General features: G+C 60.9%; 16 protein-coding genes. 12 read left to right on the top strand and 4 right to left on the bottom strand.

Annotated features, from left to right (window positions below; all coding sequences use genetic code 11):
* The first annotated feature begins 6 nt into the window (after nucleotides 1-6).
* The 9 genes from FP026_RS05095 to FP026_RS05055 all read left to right on the top strand — a co-directional run bounded on the left by FP026_RS05095 (nucleotide 7) and on the right by FP026_RS05055 (nucleotide 8534).
* Nucleotides 7-852, top strand: coding sequence for an alpha/beta fold hydrolase (locus tag FP026_RS05095; protein ID WP_149633528.1), 846 nt, complete (start codon nucleotides 7-9; stop codon nucleotides 850-852).
* A complete protein-coding gene (locus FP026_RS05090; RefSeq protein ID WP_149633527.1) occupies nucleotides 849-1784 on the top strand; it encodes a flavin reductase family protein in 936 nt (311 codons plus the stop codon). Before FP026_RS05095 ends, FP026_RS05090 begins: the two co-directional genes overlap by 4 nt.
* On the top strand, nucleotides 1781-2821 hold the full coding sequence (locus tag FP026_RS05085; RefSeq protein ID WP_149633526.1) for an LLM class flavin-dependent oxidoreductase: 1041 nt from the start codon (nucleotides 1781-1783) through the stop codon (nucleotides 2819-2821). The genes FP026_RS05090 and FP026_RS05085 overlap by 4 nt, the downstream gene beginning before the upstream one ends.
* A gap of 5 nt (nucleotides 2822-2826) precedes the next feature.
* Nucleotides 2827-4290: an aldehyde dehydrogenase gene (locus FP026_RS05080; protein ID WP_149633525.1), complete on the top strand. Its 1464-nt coding sequence runs from the start codon at nucleotides 2827-2829 to the stop codon at nucleotides 4288-4290.
* Nucleotides 4291-4295: 5 nt separating this feature from the next.
* Nucleotides 4296-4610 carry an NIPSNAP family protein gene (locus FP026_RS05075; protein ID WP_149633524.1) on the top strand — a complete coding sequence of 105 codons (315 nt, stop codon included), beginning with the start codon at nucleotides 4296-4298 and terminating at the stop codon, nucleotides 4608-4610.
* A 55-nt stretch (nucleotides 4611-4665) separates the two neighbouring features.
* Nucleotides 4666-5676 (top strand): polyamine ABC transporter substrate-binding protein, encoded by a 1011-nt coding sequence (locus FP026_RS05070; protein WP_149633523.1) that lies wholly within the window; start codon nucleotides 4666-4668, stop codon nucleotides 5674-5676.
* 107 nt (nucleotides 5677-5783) lie between these two features.
* On the top strand, nucleotides 5784-6656 hold the full coding sequence (locus FP026_RS05065) for an ABC transporter permease (RefSeq protein ID WP_149633522.1): 873 nt from the start codon (nucleotides 5784-5786) through the stop codon (nucleotides 6654-6656).
* A 1-nt stretch (nucleotide 6657) separates the two neighbouring features.
* Complete coding sequence (locus FP026_RS05060; RefSeq protein ID WP_149633521.1) at nucleotides 6658-7458, top strand: ABC transporter permease; 801 nt, start codon at nucleotides 6658-6660, stop codon at nucleotides 7456-7458.
* Nucleotides 7455-8534, top strand: a complete 1080-nt coding sequence (locus FP026_RS05055; protein WP_149633520.1) for an ABC transporter ATP-binding protein — start codon at nucleotides 7455-7457, stop codon at nucleotides 8532-8534. Before FP026_RS05060 ends, FP026_RS05055 begins: the two co-directional genes overlap by 4 nt.
* Before the next feature lie 43 nt (nucleotides 8535-8577).
* On the opposite strand, the gene FP026_RS05050 is transcribed toward FP026_RS05055, so the two are convergent.
* The 3 genes from FP026_RS05050 to FP026_RS05040 all read right to left on the bottom strand — a co-directional run bounded on the left by FP026_RS05050 (nucleotide 8578) and on the right by FP026_RS05040 (nucleotide 14502).
* On the bottom strand, nucleotides 8578-10062 hold the full coding sequence (locus FP026_RS05050) for an MFS transporter (RefSeq protein ID WP_149633519.1): 1485 nt from the start codon (nucleotides 10060-10062) through the stop codon (nucleotides 8578-8580).
* A gap of 98 nt (nucleotides 10063-10160) precedes the next feature.
* Nucleotides 10161-13310, bottom strand: coding sequence for an efflux RND transporter permease subunit (locus tag FP026_RS05045; RefSeq protein ID WP_149633518.1), 3150 nt, complete (start codon nucleotides 13308-13310; stop codon nucleotides 10161-10163).
* Nucleotides 13311-13317: 7 nt separating this feature from the next.
* The gene (locus FP026_RS05040) at nucleotides 13318-14502 is read right to left on the bottom strand and encodes an efflux RND transporter periplasmic adaptor subunit (RefSeq protein ID WP_149633517.1); all 1185 of its coding nucleotides are present in this window, start codon (nucleotides 14500-14502) and stop codon (nucleotides 13318-13320) included.
* A 243-nt stretch (nucleotides 14503-14745) separates the two neighbouring features.
* On the opposite strand from FP026_RS05040, the gene FP026_RS05035 reads away from it, so the two are divergent.
* The gene (locus FP026_RS05035) at nucleotides 14746-15438 is read left to right on the top strand and encodes a response regulator (RefSeq protein ID WP_149633516.1); all 693 of its coding nucleotides are present in this window, start codon (nucleotides 14746-14748) and stop codon (nucleotides 15436-15438) included.
* A 62-nt stretch (nucleotides 15439-15500) separates the two neighbouring features.
* On the opposite strand, the gene FP026_RS05030 is transcribed toward FP026_RS05035, so the two are convergent.
* A complete protein-coding gene (locus FP026_RS05030; RefSeq protein WP_149633515.1) occupies nucleotides 15501-15950 on the bottom strand; it encodes a hypothetical protein in 450 nt (149 codons plus the stop codon).
* 279 nt (nucleotides 15951-16229) lie between these two features.
* Between FP026_RS05030 and FP026_RS30910 the strand changes: the two genes are divergently transcribed.
* Both FP026_RS30910 and FP026_RS05020 read left to right on the top strand, forming a co-directional pair.
* The gene (locus tag FP026_RS30910; protein ID WP_149633514.1) at nucleotides 16230-16709 is read left to right on the top strand and encodes an SH3 domain-containing protein; all 480 of its coding nucleotides are present in this window, start codon (nucleotides 16230-16232) and stop codon (nucleotides 16707-16709) included.
* Between the two features lie 35 nt (nucleotides 16710-16744).
* On the top strand, nucleotides 16745-18298 hold the full coding sequence (locus tag FP026_RS05020; protein ID WP_432444094.1) for a TolC family protein: 1554 nt from the start codon (nucleotides 16745-16747) through the stop codon (nucleotides 18296-18298).

Below are 18298 nucleotides of genomic sequence, written 5' to 3'. Positions count from 1 at the left end.
GTCCGGATGCCGGCGATGGAAACCATAGATCAGAACAAGGCCGATCGTCTGAATTCGGAAAGCCTGCCCCGCAAGCGCACGGTGGGCGGGACTGCCTTTCATGAGGTCGGCGAAGGCGAGCCGCTGGTTCTGATCCACGGCGTCGGCATGCGGCTTGAAGCCTGGTCGCCGCAGATCGCAGCTTTCTCCCGAAGCCATCGCGTCATTGCCGTCGATATGCCGGGCCATGGCGAAAGCGCTGCCCTGCCTACCGGCAGCAAGCTGGAGGCCTTCGTCGCCTGGTTCGGCGGTTTCCTCGACGAGATGGAGCTTGGCGAGGTCAATGTTGCCGGCCATTCGATGGGTGCGCTCGTCGCCGGCGGGGCTGCCGCCACCTTTGGCGAACGGATAAAGCGGATCGCCTATCTCAATGGCGTCTATCGCCGCGACCCTGAGGCCAAGGCGGCGGTGCTTGCGCGCGCAGCGGCGATACCGCTCATCGGCGTTGATAAGGAAGGACCGCTGCGCCGCTGGTTTGGCGATGATGCTCAAAGCATGGTTGCGCGTGAACTCACCCGTAACTGGCTGAGTCTTGTCGATCCGCAAGGCTATGCCACGACCTATGCCGCTTTCGCCGGCGGCGATGAGACTTATGCCGATCGCTGGCATGCTGTTATGGCGCCGGCTCTGTTCCTGACGGGCTCGGACGATCCGAATTCAACGCCGCCGATGGCCGAACTGATGGCGGCGGCGGCACCCAGAGGCTGGGTGCGGATCGTCGAGGGGCACCGCCATATGGTGAACCTTACGGCACCAGATATCGTCAATGAGCTGCTCGCCGAGTGGCTTTCGTGCGGGGAGGACGCAAGATGACGACGCAAGACTTCGACCCAAGAGCATTGCGAGACGCCTTCGGCGCATTTCCGACCGGCGTCACGGTCGTGACCGCGCGCGATCAGGCTGGTTTGCCGATCGGCTTTACGGCAAATTCGTTCACGTCGGTGTCGCTTGAGCCGCCGCTTCTTCTTGTCTGCCTGGCCAAGACCTCGCGTAATTTCGAGGCCATGACCAGCGCCAAGCATTTTGCGATCAATGTGCTGTCGGAGACGCAGAAGGCCGTTTCCAACACTTTTGCGCGCCCCGTCGAAGACAGGTTCGCCGCCGTCGAGTGGAATTCGGGTGCGGATGGCTGTCCGATCCTTTCCGATGTCGCTGCCTGGTTCGAATGCGCCATGAGCGAAGTGATCGAAGCCGGTGATCACGTTGTTCTGATGGGACGCATCGTCTCGTTCGACAATAGCGGCCGCAATGGCCTCGGCTATGCCCGCGGCGGCTATTTCACGCCGATCCTGGCGAGCAAGGCGGTCTCCGCTGCCGCGGAAGGCAATATCGAGCTGGCTGCTGTTCTCGAGCGCGACGGCGAGATCCTGCTGCTCGGCGATGATGTCCTTGCTCTTCCGGATTGCGAGGGCAGCGAAGGAAGCCCAGCCGACATTCTTGGTCGGTACCTGCAGGCGCTGACCGGCCTCACGGTAACCGTCGGCTTCCTCTATTCGGTCTATGAAGGCAAGAGCGACGGCAAGCATCACATCGTCTATCGCGCCTTCGCCTCGCCAGGCGAGCCGCGCGAGGGCAGGTTCCTGAAACCGGATGCGCTGAAGACGGCGCGCTTCAGGACCAGTTCGACAGCCGATATCGTCTCCCGCTTCGCGCTGGAAAGCCAGATCGGCAATTTCGGAGTCTATTTTGGCGACGAGACCTCCGGCATGGTGCGCCCGGTCTCGGGGAAGGCGGTGCAAGCATGAAATTCTCTCTCTTCGTTCACATGGAGCGCCTCGACGCGAGCCAGACCCATAAGAGCCTCTATGAGGAGTTCGTCGCGCTCTGCGAGATTGCCGACAAGGGCGGCATGCATGCGATCTGGACGGGCGAGCATCACGGGATGGATTTCACCATCGCGCCCAACCCCTTTGTGACGATCGCCGATCTGGCGCGGCGTACGTCGCGGGCAAGGCTGGGTACGGGAACGGTGATCGCGCCGTTCTGGCATCCGATCAAGCTTGCCGGCGAGGCCGCGATGGCCGACATCATTTGCGACGGCAGGCTCGATATCGGCATTGCCCGCGGCGCCTATTCCTTCGAATATGAACGGCTGCTGCCGGGTCTCGATGCATGGGGTGCCGGCCAGCGCATGCGCGAGTTGATCCCGGCCGTCAAAGGCATCTGGCAGGGGGACTACGCCCACGAGGGCGAGTTCTTCAAATTCCCGTCGACCACTTCGGCGCCGAAGCCGCTGCAGCAGCCGAACCCGCCGATATGGGTTGCGGCGCGCGACCCGAATTCGCACGAATTTGCCGTCGCCAATGGCTGTAATGTCCAGGTGACGCCGCTTTGGCAGGGCGACGATGAAGTCGAGGCACTGATGGGCCGCTTCAACGACGCTTGCGCGAAGAACCCGCATATTGAGCGGCCGAAGATCATGCTCCTGCGCCATACCTATGTCGGTTCATCCCCGGATGACATCGCACGGGCCGCCCATGAGCTCAGCGTCTACTACAATTACTTCTTTGCCTGGTTCAAGAACGAGAAGCCGATCCATCAAGGCCTGATCGAACGCATTCCGGAAGAAGACATTCGCGCCAACGCCATGCTGTCCGATGCGGTCATGCGCAGCAACAATGTCGTCGGCGATGCGTCGACCGTGATTGCCCGGCTGAAGATCTATCAGGCAATGGGCTACGACGAATATTCCTTCTGGATCGACACCGGCATGTCGTTCGAACGCAAGAAAGCTTCGCTCGAACGCTTCATCGCCGAGGTCATGCCGGCATTTGCGGAGTAAACGCCATGCAGCGCTTCCAGTACTATATCGATGGTGAGTTTCTGGACGGGGAGGCCCGTTTCCAGAGTATCGATCCCGCGACCGGTAACGTCTGGGCCGAGATGCCGGAAGCCCGCGAGGCCGATGTCGATCGCGCCGTCAATGCCGCCGAAAGGACGCTTTACGAAGGCCCATGGGCGAAACTGACAGCGACGCAGCGCGGCAAGCTTCTCTACAAGCTCGCCGATCTCATTGCGGCCAACGCGCAGAAGCTTGCTGAACTGGAAACGCGAGATACCGGCAAGATCATTCGCGAAACTTCTGCGCAGATCGCCTATGTCGCCGATTACTATCGCTACTATGCCGGCATCGCTGACAAGATCGAGGGCTCCTATTTGCCGATCGACAAGCCGGACATGGACGTCTGGCTGCGTCGCGAGCCAATCGGCGTCGTCGCCATGGTCGTGCCCTGGAACAGCCAGCTCTTCCTGTCGGCGGTGAAGATCGGGCCGGCACTCGCCGCCGGCTGCACCATGGTTGTCAAGGCATCTGAGGATGGACCGGCACCGCTACTGGAATTCGCGCGGCTGGTCCATGAGGCCGGCTTTCCGGCCGGCGTCGTCAACATCATCACCGGTTTCGGCCCTGCCTGCGGCGCGGCACTCGGGCGGCATCCGAAGGTCGCGCATATCGCCTTTACCGGTGGGCCAGAGACGGCACGCCATGTCGTGCGCAACTCGGCCGAAAATCTTGCTTCGACGTCGCTGGAATTGGGGGGCAAATCGCCCTTTATCGTCTTCGCCGATGCCGATCTCGAAAGCGCCGCCAACGCGCAGGTCGCGGGCATCTTCGCGGCGACAGGCCAAAGCTGCGTTGCCGGCTCTCGCCTGATCGTCGAGCGCAGCATCAAGGAAGCCTTCCTGTCGATCCTCAAGCGTAAGGCCGAGGCGATACGCATCGGCTCGCCGCTCGACATGATGACCGAGGTCGGCCCGCTTGCCACGAAGCGCCAGCAGGATCATGTGGCCGCTCTTGTCGAGAAATCCATAAGGAGCGGTGCCCGGCTCGTCACCGGTGGGCAAAGGCCTGATGGCGTCGGCTATTATTTTCCGCCGACAATCCTGGATTGCGATGGCGTCAACTCGCCTTCCCTGACCGACGAATTCTTCGGGCCGGTCCTATCCGTCGTGTCTTTCGAGACGGAAGCCGAAGCCCTGAGGCTTGCAAACGACACCCGCTACGGACTGGCATCCGGTGTCTTCACCCAGAACCTCACGCGCGCCCATCGCCTGATGAAAGGCATTCGCGCCGGTGTCGTCTGGGTCAATACCTATCGCGCGGTGTCGCCGATCGCGCCCTTCGGCGGCTTCGGCCTCTCCGGTCACGGCAGGGAAGGCGGGCTTGCGGCTGCGCTCGACTACACGCGCACTAAGACCATTTGGCTGCGTACATCCGATGATCCGATCCCCGATCCCTTCGTCATGAGGTAACGCCGATGTTTTACGAGATCCGCACCTATCGGCTGAAGAACGGCACGATCCCGCAATATCTGAAGGTCGTGGAGGAAGAAGGGATTGCCATCCAGAAGGCGCATCTCGGCAATCTCGTCGGTTACTTCTACTCCGAAATCGGTGTCATCAACGAGATCGTCCACATCTGGGCCTATGCAAGCCTCGATGATCGCGAGACGCGGCGCCAGCGACTGGCGGCCGACCCTCAGTGGCAGGCTTTCCTGCCGAAGATCCGCGATCTGATCGAGGTAGCGGAAAACAAGATTATGAAGCCTGCCGGTTTTTCTCCAACGGGATAAGCGGCCGGCCGCATAAGGCATGCCTCCAAAGACTGAAAAACAAGGACAAGGGAACATGAAAGCAAGAATTGCACTCGCGGCCTTTGCCGCAATGATAGCCGCATCCGTGCCCGCCAAGGCCGATACCATGGTCTTCACGAGCTGGGGAGGAACGACGCAGGATGCGCAGAAGGTCGCCTGGGCCAACCAGTTCACGGCAAAGACCAACATCGGCGTCATGCAGGACGGCCCGACGGACTATGGCAAGCTGAAAGCGATGGTCGAAGCCGGCCAGGTCAGCTGGGACGTCGTCGACGTCGAGGGCGACTACGCCGCGCAGGCCGGCAAGAACGGCCTGCTCGAAAAGCTGGACTTCTCCGTCATCGACAAGTCGAAGCTCGATCCGCGTTTCGTCAGCGATTATTCGGTCGGCAGCTTCTATTATTCCTTCGTCATCGGATGCAATGCCGATGCCGTGAGCGCCTGCCCGAAGACCTGGGCCGATCTCTTCGATACAAAGAAATTCCCCGGCAAGCGCACCTTCTACAAATGGTCCGCCCCGGGCGTGATTGAAGCCGCGCTGCTGGCGGACGGCGTTCCCGCCGACAAGCTCTATCCGCTCGATCTCGACCGCGCCTTCAAGAAGCTCGATACGATCAAGTCGGATATCGTCTGGTGGTCGAGCGGCGCGCAGTCGCAGCAGCTTCTGGCGTCGGCAGAGGCCCCCTTCGGCAGTCTCTGGAACGGCCGCATGACGGCGCTTGCCAATAGCGGCGTCAAGACGGAGACCTCCTGGAGCCAGAACATTACGGCGGCGGATTCTCTCGTCATCCCCAAGGGTGCGCAGAACCTCGAGACGGCGATGAAATTCATCGCGCTTGCGACCTCGGCACAGCCGCAGGCCGATCTGGCAAAGGCCACGGGCTATGCGCCGATCAATCTCGACTCGACAAAACTGATGGATCCGGAGACGGCGAAGACCCTGCCGGACCAGCAGACGGCAAGCCAAGTCAATGCCAATATGAGCTACTGGGCCGAAAACCGCGATGCCATCGGCAAGAGGTGGTACGCCTGGCAGGCAAAGTAAGAGCCGACTACGCCACCGCGGATTAAGGTCCGCGGTGGGGCAATGCGAGGTCCGGGCCTGCTGGCGGCGATCGCTGCCCGCTGCGCCCCTGGTGGGAAGGAATTGCCATGTCGACATATATTGACGTTGCGGACGAGGCCGCTCCGGCACGCAAGGCGGCAAAGCCCACCGGATTTACCCAGGTGGCGCCGGCTCTCGCCTTCGTGACGATCTTTTTCATATTTCCGGTCATCGCGCTGCTCCTGCGCAGCGTGCTGGAGCCGACATTCGGCTTCGGCAATTATGCCGAATTGCTGGGCTCCGAGACCTATCTGAAGATCTTCGCGAACACCTTCATCGTGTCGGGCCTCGTCACCGTCATATCGCTGCTGATCGGCTTTCCCGTCGCCTGGACGCTGGCGATCATGCCGTCGAGGTGGGCTTCCCTGATCTTTGCGATCCTCCTTCTGTCGATGTGGACCAACCTGCTTGCCCGCACCTATACCTGGATGGTGCTCTTGCAGCGTACGGGATTGATCAACAAGATGCTCGTCGGCATGGGCCTCGTCGACAAGCCGCTCGCTCTCGTCAACAATCTCACCGGCGTGACGATCGGCATGGCCTATATCATGCTGCCTTTCATCATCCTGCCCCTCTACGGCGTCATCAGGAAGATCGATCCGGCCGTGTTGCAGGCGGCAGCCCTCTGCGGGGCGAACCGATTGCAGTGCCTCACCCGCGTCCTGCTGCCTCTTGCCGCTCCCGGCATGATGGCGGGTGCCCTGATGGTGTTTGTCATGTCGCTCGGCTACTACGTGACGCCTTCGCTCTTGGGTGGCACGGCGAACATGATGCTGGCGGAGCTCATCGCGCAGTTCGTGCAATCTCTGGTCAATTGGGGCATGGGCGGGGCGGCTGCCTTCGTCCTGCTTGTCGTTACCTTGTCGCTCTATGCCGTGCAGCTGCGGCTGTTCGGCGTCCAGAATACGGGAGGGCGCTGAGATGCTGTTGAATTTCGATCGCCTTGGTTGGTGGAAATATGTGCTTCTAGCGATCACGGTCCTGACCGCGGCTTTTCTCCTCATGCCGATCCTGTTCATTGCGGCCTTGTCGTTCGGCTCGTCGCAGTGGCTGATCTTTCCACCGCCGGGTTGGACATGGCGCTGGTACGCGGAACTGCTTTCCGATCCGCAATGGCTGGCGTCCGCTTGGACGAGCTTCAGGATCGCGGCGATCGTCACCGTGCTTTCGGTGCTGCTCGGCCTCGTGACCTCCTTCGGCCTCGTGCGCGGAAAATTCCTGTTTCGCGACGCGTTGAAGGCGCTGTTCCTGACGCCGATGATCCTCCCCGTCGTCGTCTTCGCCGTCGCCCTCTATGCCTTCTTCCTGCGGATCGGGTTGGGGGGCACCTTGATCGGCTTCGTGCTGTCCCATCTTGTCCTGGCGCTGCCTTTTTCCATCCTGTCGATCTCCGGCGCGCTCGAAGGCTTCGACAAGTCGATCGAGGATGCCGCCGTGCTCTGTGGCGCTTCCCCGATCGAGGCGAAGATCAGGGTCACGCTGCCTGCCATCAGCCACGGATTGTTCTCGGCCGCCGTCTTCTCGTTCCTGACATCCTGGGACGAGGTGGTCGTGGCGATCTTCATGGCGAGCCCGACGCTGCAGACGCTGCCGGTGAAAGTCTGGGCGACGCTCAGGCAGGATCTGACCCCGGTCGTCGCTGCTGCCTCCACACTTCTCATTCTGTTGACGGTCATGTTGATGACACTGGCCGCGATCGTACGCAAGGTTCTGAAATCATGAGCGAATCCTTCCTGAAGATCAAAGGCATCCGCAAGGAATACGGGCCTGTCGTCGCAGTCCACGACGTCAATCTCGAGGTTAAGCGCGGCGAATTCCTGACCTTTCTCGGCCCCTCCGGCTCGGGCAAGAGCACGACGCTCTATATCCTCGCCGGTTTCGAAAACCCGACCAAGGGCGATATTCAGTTGAACGGCGAGACGCTGCTGTCGACGCCGTCGCACAAGCGCAATATCGGCATGGTGTTTCAGCGCTACACATTGTTTCCGCATTTGACTGTCGGAGAGAATATCGCCTTTCCGCTGAAGGTTCGCCGCAAGTCCAAGGCCGAGGTCGACAGCCGCGTTAAGGAAATGCTGCGTCTCGTCCGGCTCGAAGGCTTCGAGGATCGCAAGCCCGCGCAGATGTCGGGCGGCCAGCAGCAGCGCGTGGCCCTTGCGAGAGCGCTCGCCTATGATCCGCCGGTGCTGCTGATGGACGAGCCGCTGTCGGCGCTCGACAAGAAGCTGCGCGAGGAGATCCAGCACGAGATCCGGCGTATCCACCAGCAGACGGAAGTGACGATCCTCTATGTCACGCATGATCAGGAGGAGGCGCTGCGGCTTTCGGATCGCATCGCCGTCTTCTCAAAGGGCGTCATCGACCAGATCGGAACGGGGCCGGAACTTTACGCCAATCCGCGCACCCGCTTCGTTGCCGAGTTTATCGGCGACAGCGATTTCATCTCCTGCCATCTGCTGTCCTCGGACAATGGGCAAGCGACGATCTCGCTCGGTGACAAGACTGTTTTCGAGAGCATTCCGGTTCACGGACGGCCGACATCGGGCAGCCGTGCGGCCCTGATGTTGCGGCCGGAACGCATCCGCCTCGGGCGCAAAGCGGGCGTAAGCAATGGCCTCAGCGCGACCGTCAACGACATCACTTTCCTTGGCAACAATGTGCATGTGACGACACGGATCGCCGCCGGTGAGACCCTCTCCGTGCGGCTGCCCTTCGGCCACGAGGCCATCTCCGGTCTCAGCCGTGGTGACAATGTGCACCTGGAGTTCGATCCGGATGCTGCCCATGTCTTTTGTTAGGACATGTCGCGCAAAACTCCGCAGCTCTTTTGCGCGACATGCCTCAGTGATGATCGGCGGCGGGCGCTCCTCGAAGTGCGATGAAGACAACGAGGGCGAGGATGGCAATCATTGTCGCCACGAGGATCAATACTGATCCGTGAGCCTGCAGGAAGGCCGTCTTGGCTGCATCTGCGATTGACGTGCCCATATCGCCGCCGAGATCCTTTGCTGCAGCCATTGCTTCGCCGATCGAATGCGTTGCGCCCTGTGGCGCAGCGGACGGTCCTGAAAAGGAAGATCGGTAGATCGAGTTTACGAGAACGCCGAACATGGTGACACCCAGGCCGCCACCCAACTCGTAGCCTGTGCTTTCAAGCGCGCCGGCAGCACCGGCACTTTCCTTCGGCGCACTTCCCATGATCGCGATCGAAGAAGCCAGAAGGCCGACACCCAGCGCAAATCCCAAAATCGCCAATAGGAAGGCAACGAGGTAGTCGTGCCGCCCGAAATCAGTGAACGAAATCGCGAGCAGCGACGCGGCCGATGCCGCCATCGATAGCGATGCGACCGCGCGAAGACCGAAGCGGCTCGCCAGCCGGCCCCCGAGCGGGCCGCCCACGGCGGCGGCACCGACCAGCGGCAGCATGAAGACGCCAGCCTCCAGAGGCGTCTTGTCGAGAACGAACTGCAGCTCCTGCGCGAGCACGAGTTCGAAACCGGCGAGCGATCCGCTGGCGATGAAGGCCATCAGCAGGCCGACGGCGATGGCGGGCTTTCTTAGCAGCGAGAGGTCGAGGATCGGGTTCCGGGAAGAGACCTGCATCCACCCGAACCAGACAAGTATTGCAGCGCCACCGATCAGCGCAGCTGCGGATGATGCGTGAAGCCCGTCCTTGACGCCGGACTTGATGCCGAAGACGGTCAGGATCAATCCGGCAACCAGCACCAGCGCCTGCCATGGATTCCAGGCCGTTTGTCGGTTACCCCGCTGCGTCGGCACCAGCACGGCGACCATCGGGATGACTGCCGCCATGACGGGAACGTTGACGAGAAAGACCGAGCCCCACCAGAAGCGCTCGAGAAGCAGGCCGCCGACAAGCGGGCCGATTGCAGCGCCCGCCGTGCCGACCACGCTCCAGATGCCGAGTGCCGTCGCCCGCTCGGCGTCGTCGTCGAACGCCTGCCGAACGAGCGCCAGGACACAGGGCATGATCATTGACGATCCGATACCGAGAGCGGCGCGAGCCGCGATCAGCGCCGGAGCGTTCGGTGAAAATGCCGCGGCGATGGAGGCGATGGTGAAGATGCCGAGGCCGAGCAGCAGCATCTTGCGGTAACCGACGCGATCGGCAAGCGTGCCCATGGGGACGAGAAGGCCGGCCATCACAAGCGGATATATGTCGATGATCCAGAGGACCTGGTTTCCGGACGCTTCCAGCGCAACGGTCAGCGAGGGGATGGCGATATGGAGGATCGTCATATCCACCACCACCGGTACGAAGGCCGCGATGACCGCGACGAGAACGAGCCAGGGATTCGGTTGCATGGGACACCTAGATATATGGTCTCGGAACGATTGTCTCGTTCGCTGAGATTGGGACGTTTGACGCATGCCCGTCACCGGGCAGGCGTTGCCCATCCGGATCAGGGATGGGCGGTCGGTGCGGGCGGGACGTTAGCACCCGCACCTTTCTCTTCGACCGGTCTTTTGGTCCGGAGGAGGGACAGCACAAAGACGAAAAAGACCGGGACGAAGAAGACTGCAAGGATTGTGGCCGAGATCATGCCGCCGAGGACGCCGGTGCCGATCGCGTTCTGGCTGGCGGCACTTGGTCCGCTGGCGGTCGCCAGTGGCACGACGCCAAGCGTGAAGGCAAGCGACGTCATGACGATCGGACGGAAGCGGATGCGCGCCGCCTCGACCGCCGCTTCAAGAAGGGACCTGCCCTCGGCATAATAATCCCTCGCGAATTCGACGATCAGGATGGCGTTCTTTGCCGACAGGCCGATGATTGCGATCAGGCCGACTTTGAAATAGAGGTCGTTCGGCATGTCGCGAAGGATTGCCGCCAGCACGCAGCCGATAATGCCGAGCGGCACCACCAACATGACTGATAACGGGATCGACCAGCTCTCGTAGAGGCCTGCGAGCAGCAGGAAGACGAAGAGGATGCTGAAACCGAAGAGGATCGGCGCCTGGCTGCCGGAGGAAATTTCCTCGCGCGACTGGCCGGACCACTCATAGCCGAAACCTTGCGGAAGTTCTGCGGCAAGGCGTTCCATCTCGGCGATGGCCGCGCCCGAAGACTTGCCCTCGGCCGCTTGCCCGGTGATGCGGATCGTCGGATAGCCGTTATAGCCGACGATCTGAGGATCGCCCTTGCGCCAGTTGGCGGTCGCAAAGGACGAGAGCGGAACCATTCCGCCGCTGGCATTGCGGACATTCAGCTTCATCATATCTTCTACCTGCATACGGCTGCGGCCATCCGCCTGCACGATGACCTGCTGCATGCGCCCTGCATTGGGGTAATCGTTGATATAGGAGGAGCCGAGGCTCGCGGTGATGGCTTCGTTGATGTCGGTGAAGCTGACGCCGAACGTGTTTGCCTTTTCGCGGTCGATGGCAAGCTTGATCTGTGCGGCCTCCTGCATGCCTTCCAGGCGCACGTTCGTGACCATGCTGCTCTGTGTTGCCTTCGCCATCAGCTCTTCTCCGGCCTGTTTAAGTGCCTTTTGTCCGCGCCCCGCGCGGTCCTGCAGCCTGAAGGAGAAGCCGCTCGTCGTACCGAAGCCTTCGATCGGCGGCGGTGAAAGCGCGTAGGAGGTGGCGTCCTTCAGGCCAGCAAGCTGTGCATTGACGCGTCCGGCGATTTCCGGCACCGAGCTGCCTGCAGGCCGTGCGCTCCAATCCTTGAGGGTCACGAAGGCGATGGCTGCGTTTGGCCCGTTGCCCGAGAAGCTGAAGCCCTGGACGGCGAAGATGTTTTCGACGGCGGGTTCGGCCCTGAAGATGGCCTCGATCTGCTTCAGCGAGGCGATCGTGCGATTGGCGCTCGCCTCCGGCGGCCCTTGTATGTCGACGATCAGGATGCCCTGATCCTCCTCTGGCACGAAGGAGCCCGGCAGGTTGACGAAAAGATAGCCGAGGCCCACGACGAGCGCGAGGTAGACGGCCATCATTCGCCAGGACCGCCGCGCAAGACCGGCGGCGGTCTTGGTGTAGCTGGCGGTCATCCCGTCGAACTTGCGATTGAACCAGCCGCCGAGCCCCTCCCTGCCATGATGGCCGCCGTTGATCGGTTTCAGGAGCGTAGCGCAGAGCGCCGGCGTCAGCGACAGCGCCAGGAAGGCGGAGAACATGATCGAGACGACCATGGTCAGCGAGAACTGGCGATAGATGATGCCGGACGCGCCCGGAAAGAATGCCATCGGAATGAAGACGCAGGAAAGCACCAGCGTAATGCCGAGGATGGCGCCGGTTATCTGCTTCATCGCCTTCTGCGTTGCGGCTTTCGGCGGCAAACCCTCTTCCGCCATGATGCGCTCGACGTTTTCGACCACGACGATCGCGTCGTCGACAAGGATACCGATCGCTAGAACCATGGCAAACATGGTCAGGACGTTGATGGAGAATCCTGTTGCATACATAATCGCGCAGGTTCCGAGCAGCGCGATCGGTACGACCAGCGTCGGGATGAGCGTGTAGCGCAAGTTCTGCAGGAAGATGAACATCACGATGAAGACGAGCGCGATCGCCTCCAAAAGCGTGTGCGCGACCTTCTCGATCGAGGCGTTGACGAAGGGGCTGGTGTCGTAGGGTATCGAATACTCGACGCCCTTGGGGAAGAACTTCGACAGTTCGTCCATCTTCGCCTTCACGGCTTTGGAAACCGCGACAGCGTTGCCCGTCGAGGAAAGCTGGATGGCAAGGCCGGCGCTCGGATTGCCGTTGAGCCGGCTTGCGGTCGAATAGTTTTCCGCGCCGTCCTCGATGCGCGCGATATCGCGCAGGCGAACCGTCGAGCCGTCCGGATTGGCCCGCAGGATCACCTCGCCGAACTGCTTTGCACTGCTGAGCTGCCCTTCGACGATGACGGTTGCAGTCAGATCCTGGCCGACCGGATTCGGAGTTGCGCCGATCTGACCCGCGGCCACTTGCGCGTTCTGCGCGGTGATCGCGGCGCTGATATCGGCTGCCGTCAGATGAAGACCGACCATCTTATCCGGGTCGATCCAGACGCGCAGCGCCCGCTGCGAGGCGAAGAGCTGCGCCCGGCCGACACCCGGCAGTCGCCGAAGTTCGCCGAGAATGTTGCGGTTGACGTAGTCGCCGAGCGCGATCTCGTCGATCTTGCCGTCGGTGGAGGTCAAAGCCGCGATCAGCAGGAAGCCGGCGCTGGCCTCTTCGACCTGGATGCCTCGGGTCCTGACCGTCTGCGGGAGCCTCGCTTCAACGCGGCGAACCGCGTTCTGCACGTCGACCGTCGCCTTGCCGATATCCGTTCCGGAACGGAATGTGGCGTTGATGCTCACGGAGCCGGAATTGTCCGACGTCGACTCGAAATCGACGATGCCGTGGACGCCATTGAGCTCCTCCTCGATCAGGCGGGTGACGCCCTGATAGATTTCCTGCGGCGAAGCGCCGGGATAGGAGGCGGAGATGGAAAGCTGCGGAGGGGCGACGGCGGGATATTGCGCGACCGGCAATAGGGGGATCGTAATGATTCCCGCGATCATGATGAAGAATGCGAAGACCCATGCGAGAACGGGGCGCTTGATAAAGAACTGTGCCATGTGTGATTTACTTTGCGGCCTGGTCTGAGATGCTCTGATCGGCCTTTTGCGGCGACCAGGGTTCGGCGACGACCTTGCTCCCCGGCGTGACTTTCTGGATGCCGTCGGCGATGATGGTTTCGCCGTCCTGCAGTCCGGAGAGGACGATCCATTCGGGGCCGAGAGCCGCACCGAGAACGACGTTGCGCACTTGAGCCGTCTGGTCGGCGACGACGACGAGCACTTGAGGTTTTCCCTCGGCATCGCGTGTCACGGCTCTTTGCGGAACGGTAATGCCTCCCCGTTGAACGGCCTGCTCGATGCGCACACGCACATACATGCCCGGCAGGAGATCACCTTCCGGGTTGGGGAATTCCGCGCGCAGCGTCACCTGACCCGTATTGGGATCCACGCTTGCGTTCGAAAACAACAGCTTGCCCGGCTTGCCATAGGCTTTTCCGCTGTCGAATACGAGTTCGACGCTTGCCTGTCCGGGTGCCGGGCTCTGCAGCTTGCCTTCGCTGACGGCGCGCTTCAATGTGAGGAGATCCTGCGCCGACTGCGTGAAGTCGGCATAGACGGGATTGATCTGCTGAATGAGCGCCAGGTTGGACGCACCCTCGGCGGTCACGAGCGTTCCTTCTGTCACGAGAGCGCCGCCGATGATGCCGGTGATGGGTGCCCGCACCTCGGTATAATCGAGATTGATCTTCGCTTCGTCGAGAGCCGCTTCTTGTGCCGCGACATCGGCGTCGGCCTGGGCGAGATTGACGGCGGCCGTATCGTAATCGACCGCACTTGTGACATTACGCTCGCGCAGCGAACGCTGGCGCTCAAGCTGCTGCTTGGCATTGGCCTGCACTGCTTTCGCCTTCTGCAGTGCCGCGTTGGCGCTTGCGACGCGGACCTGGAATAGCTTCGGATCGATGCGGTAGAGGATGTCGCCCCGGTGCACGAGGCTGCCTTGTTCGAAGACGCGCTCCAGCAGGATCCCGGAAACGCGCGCGCGCACCTCGGAAATCCTGGTTGCGGCAATGCGCCCGGGAAGCTCGCTCATGACCGGGACCGGATGCGCCTTGATTTCGAGCACGCCGACGGCAGGAGGAGGCACCTCGCTGCTCTCCTGGCTGCGCGCCTGGCTTGAAACCAGCGCGAGCATGGCTGTCGCCGCCAATAGTGCCTTCCAGCAAGGCAGTTCGAATGCAGATCGCATAGATGTATTCCCAATTGACCGTAACAGGGCGAATAGGTCGCCGCGCCTTGACGGCAGAAACCTATTCTGAAGAAAACCGATTCAGCGCTCATTGCGAGCCGCAGGGGCAGGTCGTCCGAGCCTAAGAAAACATCTGCACTGTTGGCCTTTGGTCGACGTTTTGTGGAGGTTTCGTGAAGGCGGGCGCGCAAGCGTTGACGCGGAGGCCCTGTCTGGCGTTTCTTCTTCGGGAAGGAGCCTTGGATGGAAAATGCACTGATACTGATCGTCGAGGACGAGGCGGAAATCTCGGACATTCTCGAGCGCTATTTCGAGCGCGAGGGTTTTCGCGTGCTGACGGCGGCCGATGGCGAGATCGCGCTCTCGCATCACCAGCGGCTGAGACCGGATCTGGTCGTCCTCGATGTCAAGCTGCCGAAGCTCGACGGCCACACGGTGCTGGCCACCATCCGCCAGCGCGGCGACACGCCGGTCATCATGGTGACCGCGCTTGCCGACGACCTCGACAAGCTGCATGGGCTGCGCTCCGGCGCCGACGATTATGTGGTCAAGCCGTTCAATCCCGTCGAGGTGGTGGCGCGGGCGCGCGCCGTTCTGAGACGCAGTTCGGGCAATGCGAGCAACAAGGTCTTGCGGATCGGCAGGCTGGCGATCGATCCGGTGGCGCATATGGTGGTGGTCGAGGACGGCAAGAGCCGCGTTCCGCTGAGCCTGACGCGGACCGAGTTCCGCATCCTCGAATATATGGCGGGCTTTCCCAACAGGGCTTTCGAGCGGGGCGAGATCGTCGATGCCTGCCTGCCCGAGGGCGATGCGCTCGACCGAACCGTCGACAGCCATATGAGCAAGCTGCGCAAGAAGCTGGATGCCGCCGGCGTCGGCGATCTCCTCAACGGCGTCAGGGGAGTGGGATACCGCCTTGGCGATTTCGGTTAGCAACAGCCTCAATCGGCAGCCTACCCGATATCGCCTCCCATCGGAGCGGTGAAGTGCTCGCATTAATGGGAAACAAGGCGGCCGCCGACCATAGTGACAAGAATGATGCCACAGATCACGGCAATGAGGCAGATTGCCGGCGTACACTCAAGGACGGTGCGTACAACTCTGTTTCCCTGTGAACGCATCGCGGTTACTGGCTGGCAGGGGCGTGCCTGACCACCTTGAATGTTTAAGGCTTCCGCTTCCGGAGAGATCGTTCGCCGCAAATCTTCCGGCATCCACCAGTCTATTTGCAAACCAAGGGCACGGCGGCCATCATCTGTAAGCACATAGCGCGCGCCATTGTTCCAGCCCGCGCTATCCTCTCTGATCACTCGGAGACTGAGCGCTTGTGCCAGCAATCTTGTCGTCTTGCGATCGACATCTGCAAAATTAGCAACCTCATAGATGCCGTCACGAAGAATTCTCCTGAGGAGCTTCAATAGATCGGATTCATCCGGCGTTTGCATGTTCCTGTCCAATAGCGTCTGTCGTGTAATAGGCGTTCGCAAACTCAGCATGATTGCGTGGAGATTGCGTGGACGTTTGCTTGAGAATTTGCGAAGCGGCGGATCGTCAGCAGGCAAGCCGCTGCTGCCAGCAAATTGTACCTGTCCATACATCTGACATGACGGGAAGGCGCATATTCACTCTTCCGTGCCGTCTTCACTCGACCTGCATGCGACCTCCACAGAACCTGCACAAAAACGGGCTATATCGCCGGCAATCGTTGCGGAACATTCCCGGCCATGAGGGTCATAGATGTGGGGCAGCCGCAAAATGGTCGAGAAGGATGCCATCGAAACATGAAGTTCCGGGCCGAAGTAAAGCAGATCCTGCTCGCGAGCGTTCTGTCGGCTGCATGTCCGATGGTCGTTCATGCAGCTGCAATCGAGTATTCGAAGACCGATGTGGTGCTTCGCTCGGGACCAAACGACCGATTCCCCGCCGTCGGAATGGTGATGACAGGCTCCCGCGTTCATATGTCCGGATGCACAAGAGAGTATAGATGGTGCGATGTCACCGTTTCGGGGCGAAGCGGATGGATGCCTGCCGCCGATATCGACGTCGAATACAACCATCAACGAGTGCCGATATCACGCTACATTCACATCGCGGAAAGATCAGGTATCGCCGTCGTTTCCTTCGACATCGATTCCTACTGGTCTCGAAACTACTCGCAATCCTACTTCTATACCGAGATCGGGAACTGGCGAAACATCAATTAATCTCACGACGAATATTAGATCGAATCAAGACATTGATGAGATGCCATAGCGGCTGGAAGCCTATGCGACTGCCAGGGCCACGAAATGAATCGCGTAGTGACAAGATGATGATCGGCAGATCTTACAGTATTGCGTACCGACTGCGCGGCATGGGCCAAGAGGAAGCTCATCATATATCGCATAGCGAGCGCAAGTGGCTGTATCTCTTGTCGATCATGGCTCTCACATTGATATTGCCGGCTTGTCAAACGATGGATTTAGTTCCGCCCGCCACACCTCCTCGCTTGCCCGAAGCCTATGCGGGAGCCTCGCATGGGATCTCGCGCGCGGAAGCAGGTGGCCCCGCGTGGTGGGAAAGTTTCCACAATAAGACGTTGTCGTCACTTGTTGCCCGCACTGCCAATAGCAATCTGACCGTTGCACAGGCCCGACAGAATCTCGCGGCGGCGAGGGCCATGGCTCATTCGGCGATTGCAGGCTATCGCCCCGAGGTCGGCGGCATCGCGCTTGCAAACGCCTCGACCGGCTCTCGCGTGAACAATGATTTCACGCGACGTCCGCTGCAATTGAACCTCGAGGCCAGCTGGGAGGCGGCACTTTTCGGGCAGGACAAACTAACGCAGAGATCGGCTGACCTAAGTGCGGCAATCGCGAATGCGGATCTGGCGGCAGCAAGATTGGCGGTAACGGCGGAAGTTGCTGCCAGCTATGTTCACCTTCGGGCCCTTCAGAGACGTCACGCCGACACCGTTGAGATGATCGGGTTGCTTGAGAAGAATTCAAAGCTTGCGAGCGTCAAGGAGCAGGTTGGGCTGTCCACGGCAATCGAAACCGAACCACAGAAATTAAGCCTCGACGCTGCGAGATCGAAGCGCCTCGAGCTGGAAAATGAGATCGCCATCACAGCGCAGCAAATCGCGACCCTGGAAGGAACCTCCATTCCGGCCGCAGACATTCTCAAGCCTCAACCGCAACCGGTCGTGCAGACAAGCCTTATCGAAGGCCGCCCCGCCGATCTCTTGCGCTCGCGGCCTGATCTGGTGCGGGCTGAACTCGCAGTCGCTCAGGCCGGGGCGCAGGTGGGTATTGCAAGAAGCGATCTTTATCCGAAATTGCGCCTTTCGGGAACAATCGGAATTGGCGCTCCGGCCGGTCACTCGTTGTTTGGCGTCGCCGGCGGGCCGTCGCTGCAAATGCCGATATTTGATCTCGGCCGGCGCAAAGATGTCGTCGCGGCAAGCGAAGCGAAATTCCGTGAGGCGGGCCTGGCATATCAGCAGGCCGTTCTTGTCGCCTATGAAGAAGCGTCGAGGGCACTGCGTGAGTTCAATGCCGCACGACAGAGAACGGCGGAACTGAGATCGCGGTTGAAACGCGTTACCACGGTCCGCAATGGCGCCGACATTCTCGTTCGCGAAGGTCTTGAAGATAGATCGAAGTCCATAAAGGGGGCGCTCGACCTACTGGAACTGCGGGCCTCATTGACCGACAGCATCGAAGACGAGGCTCGCGCCCTCATCGCCTTCCATAAGGCGGTAGGCACCGTAGAGCAGGGCATTCCTTCACGGGCGTCGGAAAGGCGGATGTGA

Origin of the sequence: Martinezella tropici (assembly GCF_008370325.1) — a bacterium.
GTDB classification, from domain to species: Bacteria; Pseudomonadota; Alphaproteobacteria; order Rhizobiales; family Rhizobiaceae; genus Rhizobium; species Rhizobium tropici_B.
The sequence above is the reverse complement of the archived record's forward strand: the minus strand, read 5'-3'. Positions and strand labels throughout refer to the sequence as shown.

Excerpts from the sequence above, each read along its gene's own strand:
- FP026_RS05055 (WP_149633520.1), top strand. The coding sequence starts at position 7,455 with ATGAGCGAATCCTTCCTGAAGATCAAAGGCATCCGCAAGGAATACGGG.
- FP026_RS05095 (WP_149633528.1), top strand. The coding sequence starts at position 7 with ATGCCGGCGATGGAAACCATAGATCAGAACAAGGCCGATCGTCTGAAT.
- FP026_RS05020 (WP_432444094.1), top strand. The coding sequence starts at position 16,745 with ATGAGATGCCATAGCGGCTGGAAGCCTATGCGACTGCCAGGGCCACGA.
- FP026_RS05050 (WP_149633519.1), bottom strand. The coding sequence starts at position 10,062 with ATGCAACCGAATCCCTGGCTCGTTCTCGTCGCGGTCATCGCGGCCTTC.
- FP026_RS05090 (WP_149633527.1), top strand. The coding sequence starts at position 849 with ATGACGACGCAAGACTTCGACCCAAGAGCATTGCGAGACGCCTTCGGC.
- FP026_RS05045 (WP_149633518.1), bottom strand. The coding sequence starts at position 13,310 with ATGGCACAGTTCTTTATCAAGCGCCCCGTTCTCGCATGGGTCTTCGCA.
- FP026_RS05080 (WP_149633525.1), top strand. The coding sequence starts at position 2,827 with ATGCAGCGCTTCCAGTACTATATCGATGGTGAGTTTCTGGACGGGGAG.
- FP026_RS05075 (WP_149633524.1), top strand. The coding sequence starts at position 4,296 with ATGTTTTACGAGATCCGCACCTATCGGCTGAAGAACGGCACGATCCCG.
- FP026_RS05035 (WP_149633516.1), top strand. The coding sequence starts at position 14,746 with ATGGAAAATGCACTGATACTGATCGTCGAGGACGAGGCGGAAATCTCG.
- FP026_RS05065 (WP_149633522.1), top strand. The coding sequence starts at position 5,784 with ATGTCGACATATATTGACGTTGCGGACGAGGCCGCTCCGGCACGCAAG.
- FP026_RS05030 (WP_149633515.1), bottom strand. The coding sequence starts at position 15,950 with ATGCAAACGCCGGATGAATCCGATCTATTGAAGCTCCTCAGGAGAATT.
- FP026_RS05040 (WP_149633517.1), bottom strand. The coding sequence starts at position 14,502 with ATGCGATCTGCATTCGAACTGCCTTGCTGGAAGGCACTATTGGCGGCG.
- FP026_RS05060 (WP_149633521.1), top strand. The coding sequence starts at position 6,658 with ATGCTGTTGAATTTCGATCGCCTTGGTTGGTGGAAATATGTGCTTCTA.
- FP026_RS05085 (WP_149633526.1), top strand. The coding sequence starts at position 1,781 with ATGAAATTCTCTCTCTTCGTTCACATGGAGCGCCTCGACGCGAGCCAG.
- FP026_RS30910 (WP_149633514.1), top strand. The coding sequence starts at position 16,230 with ATGAGGGTCATAGATGTGGGGCAGCCGCAAAATGGTCGAGAAGGATGC.
- FP026_RS05070 (WP_149633523.1), top strand. The coding sequence starts at position 4,666 with ATGAAAGCAAGAATTGCACTCGCGGCCTTTGCCGCAATGATAGCCGCA.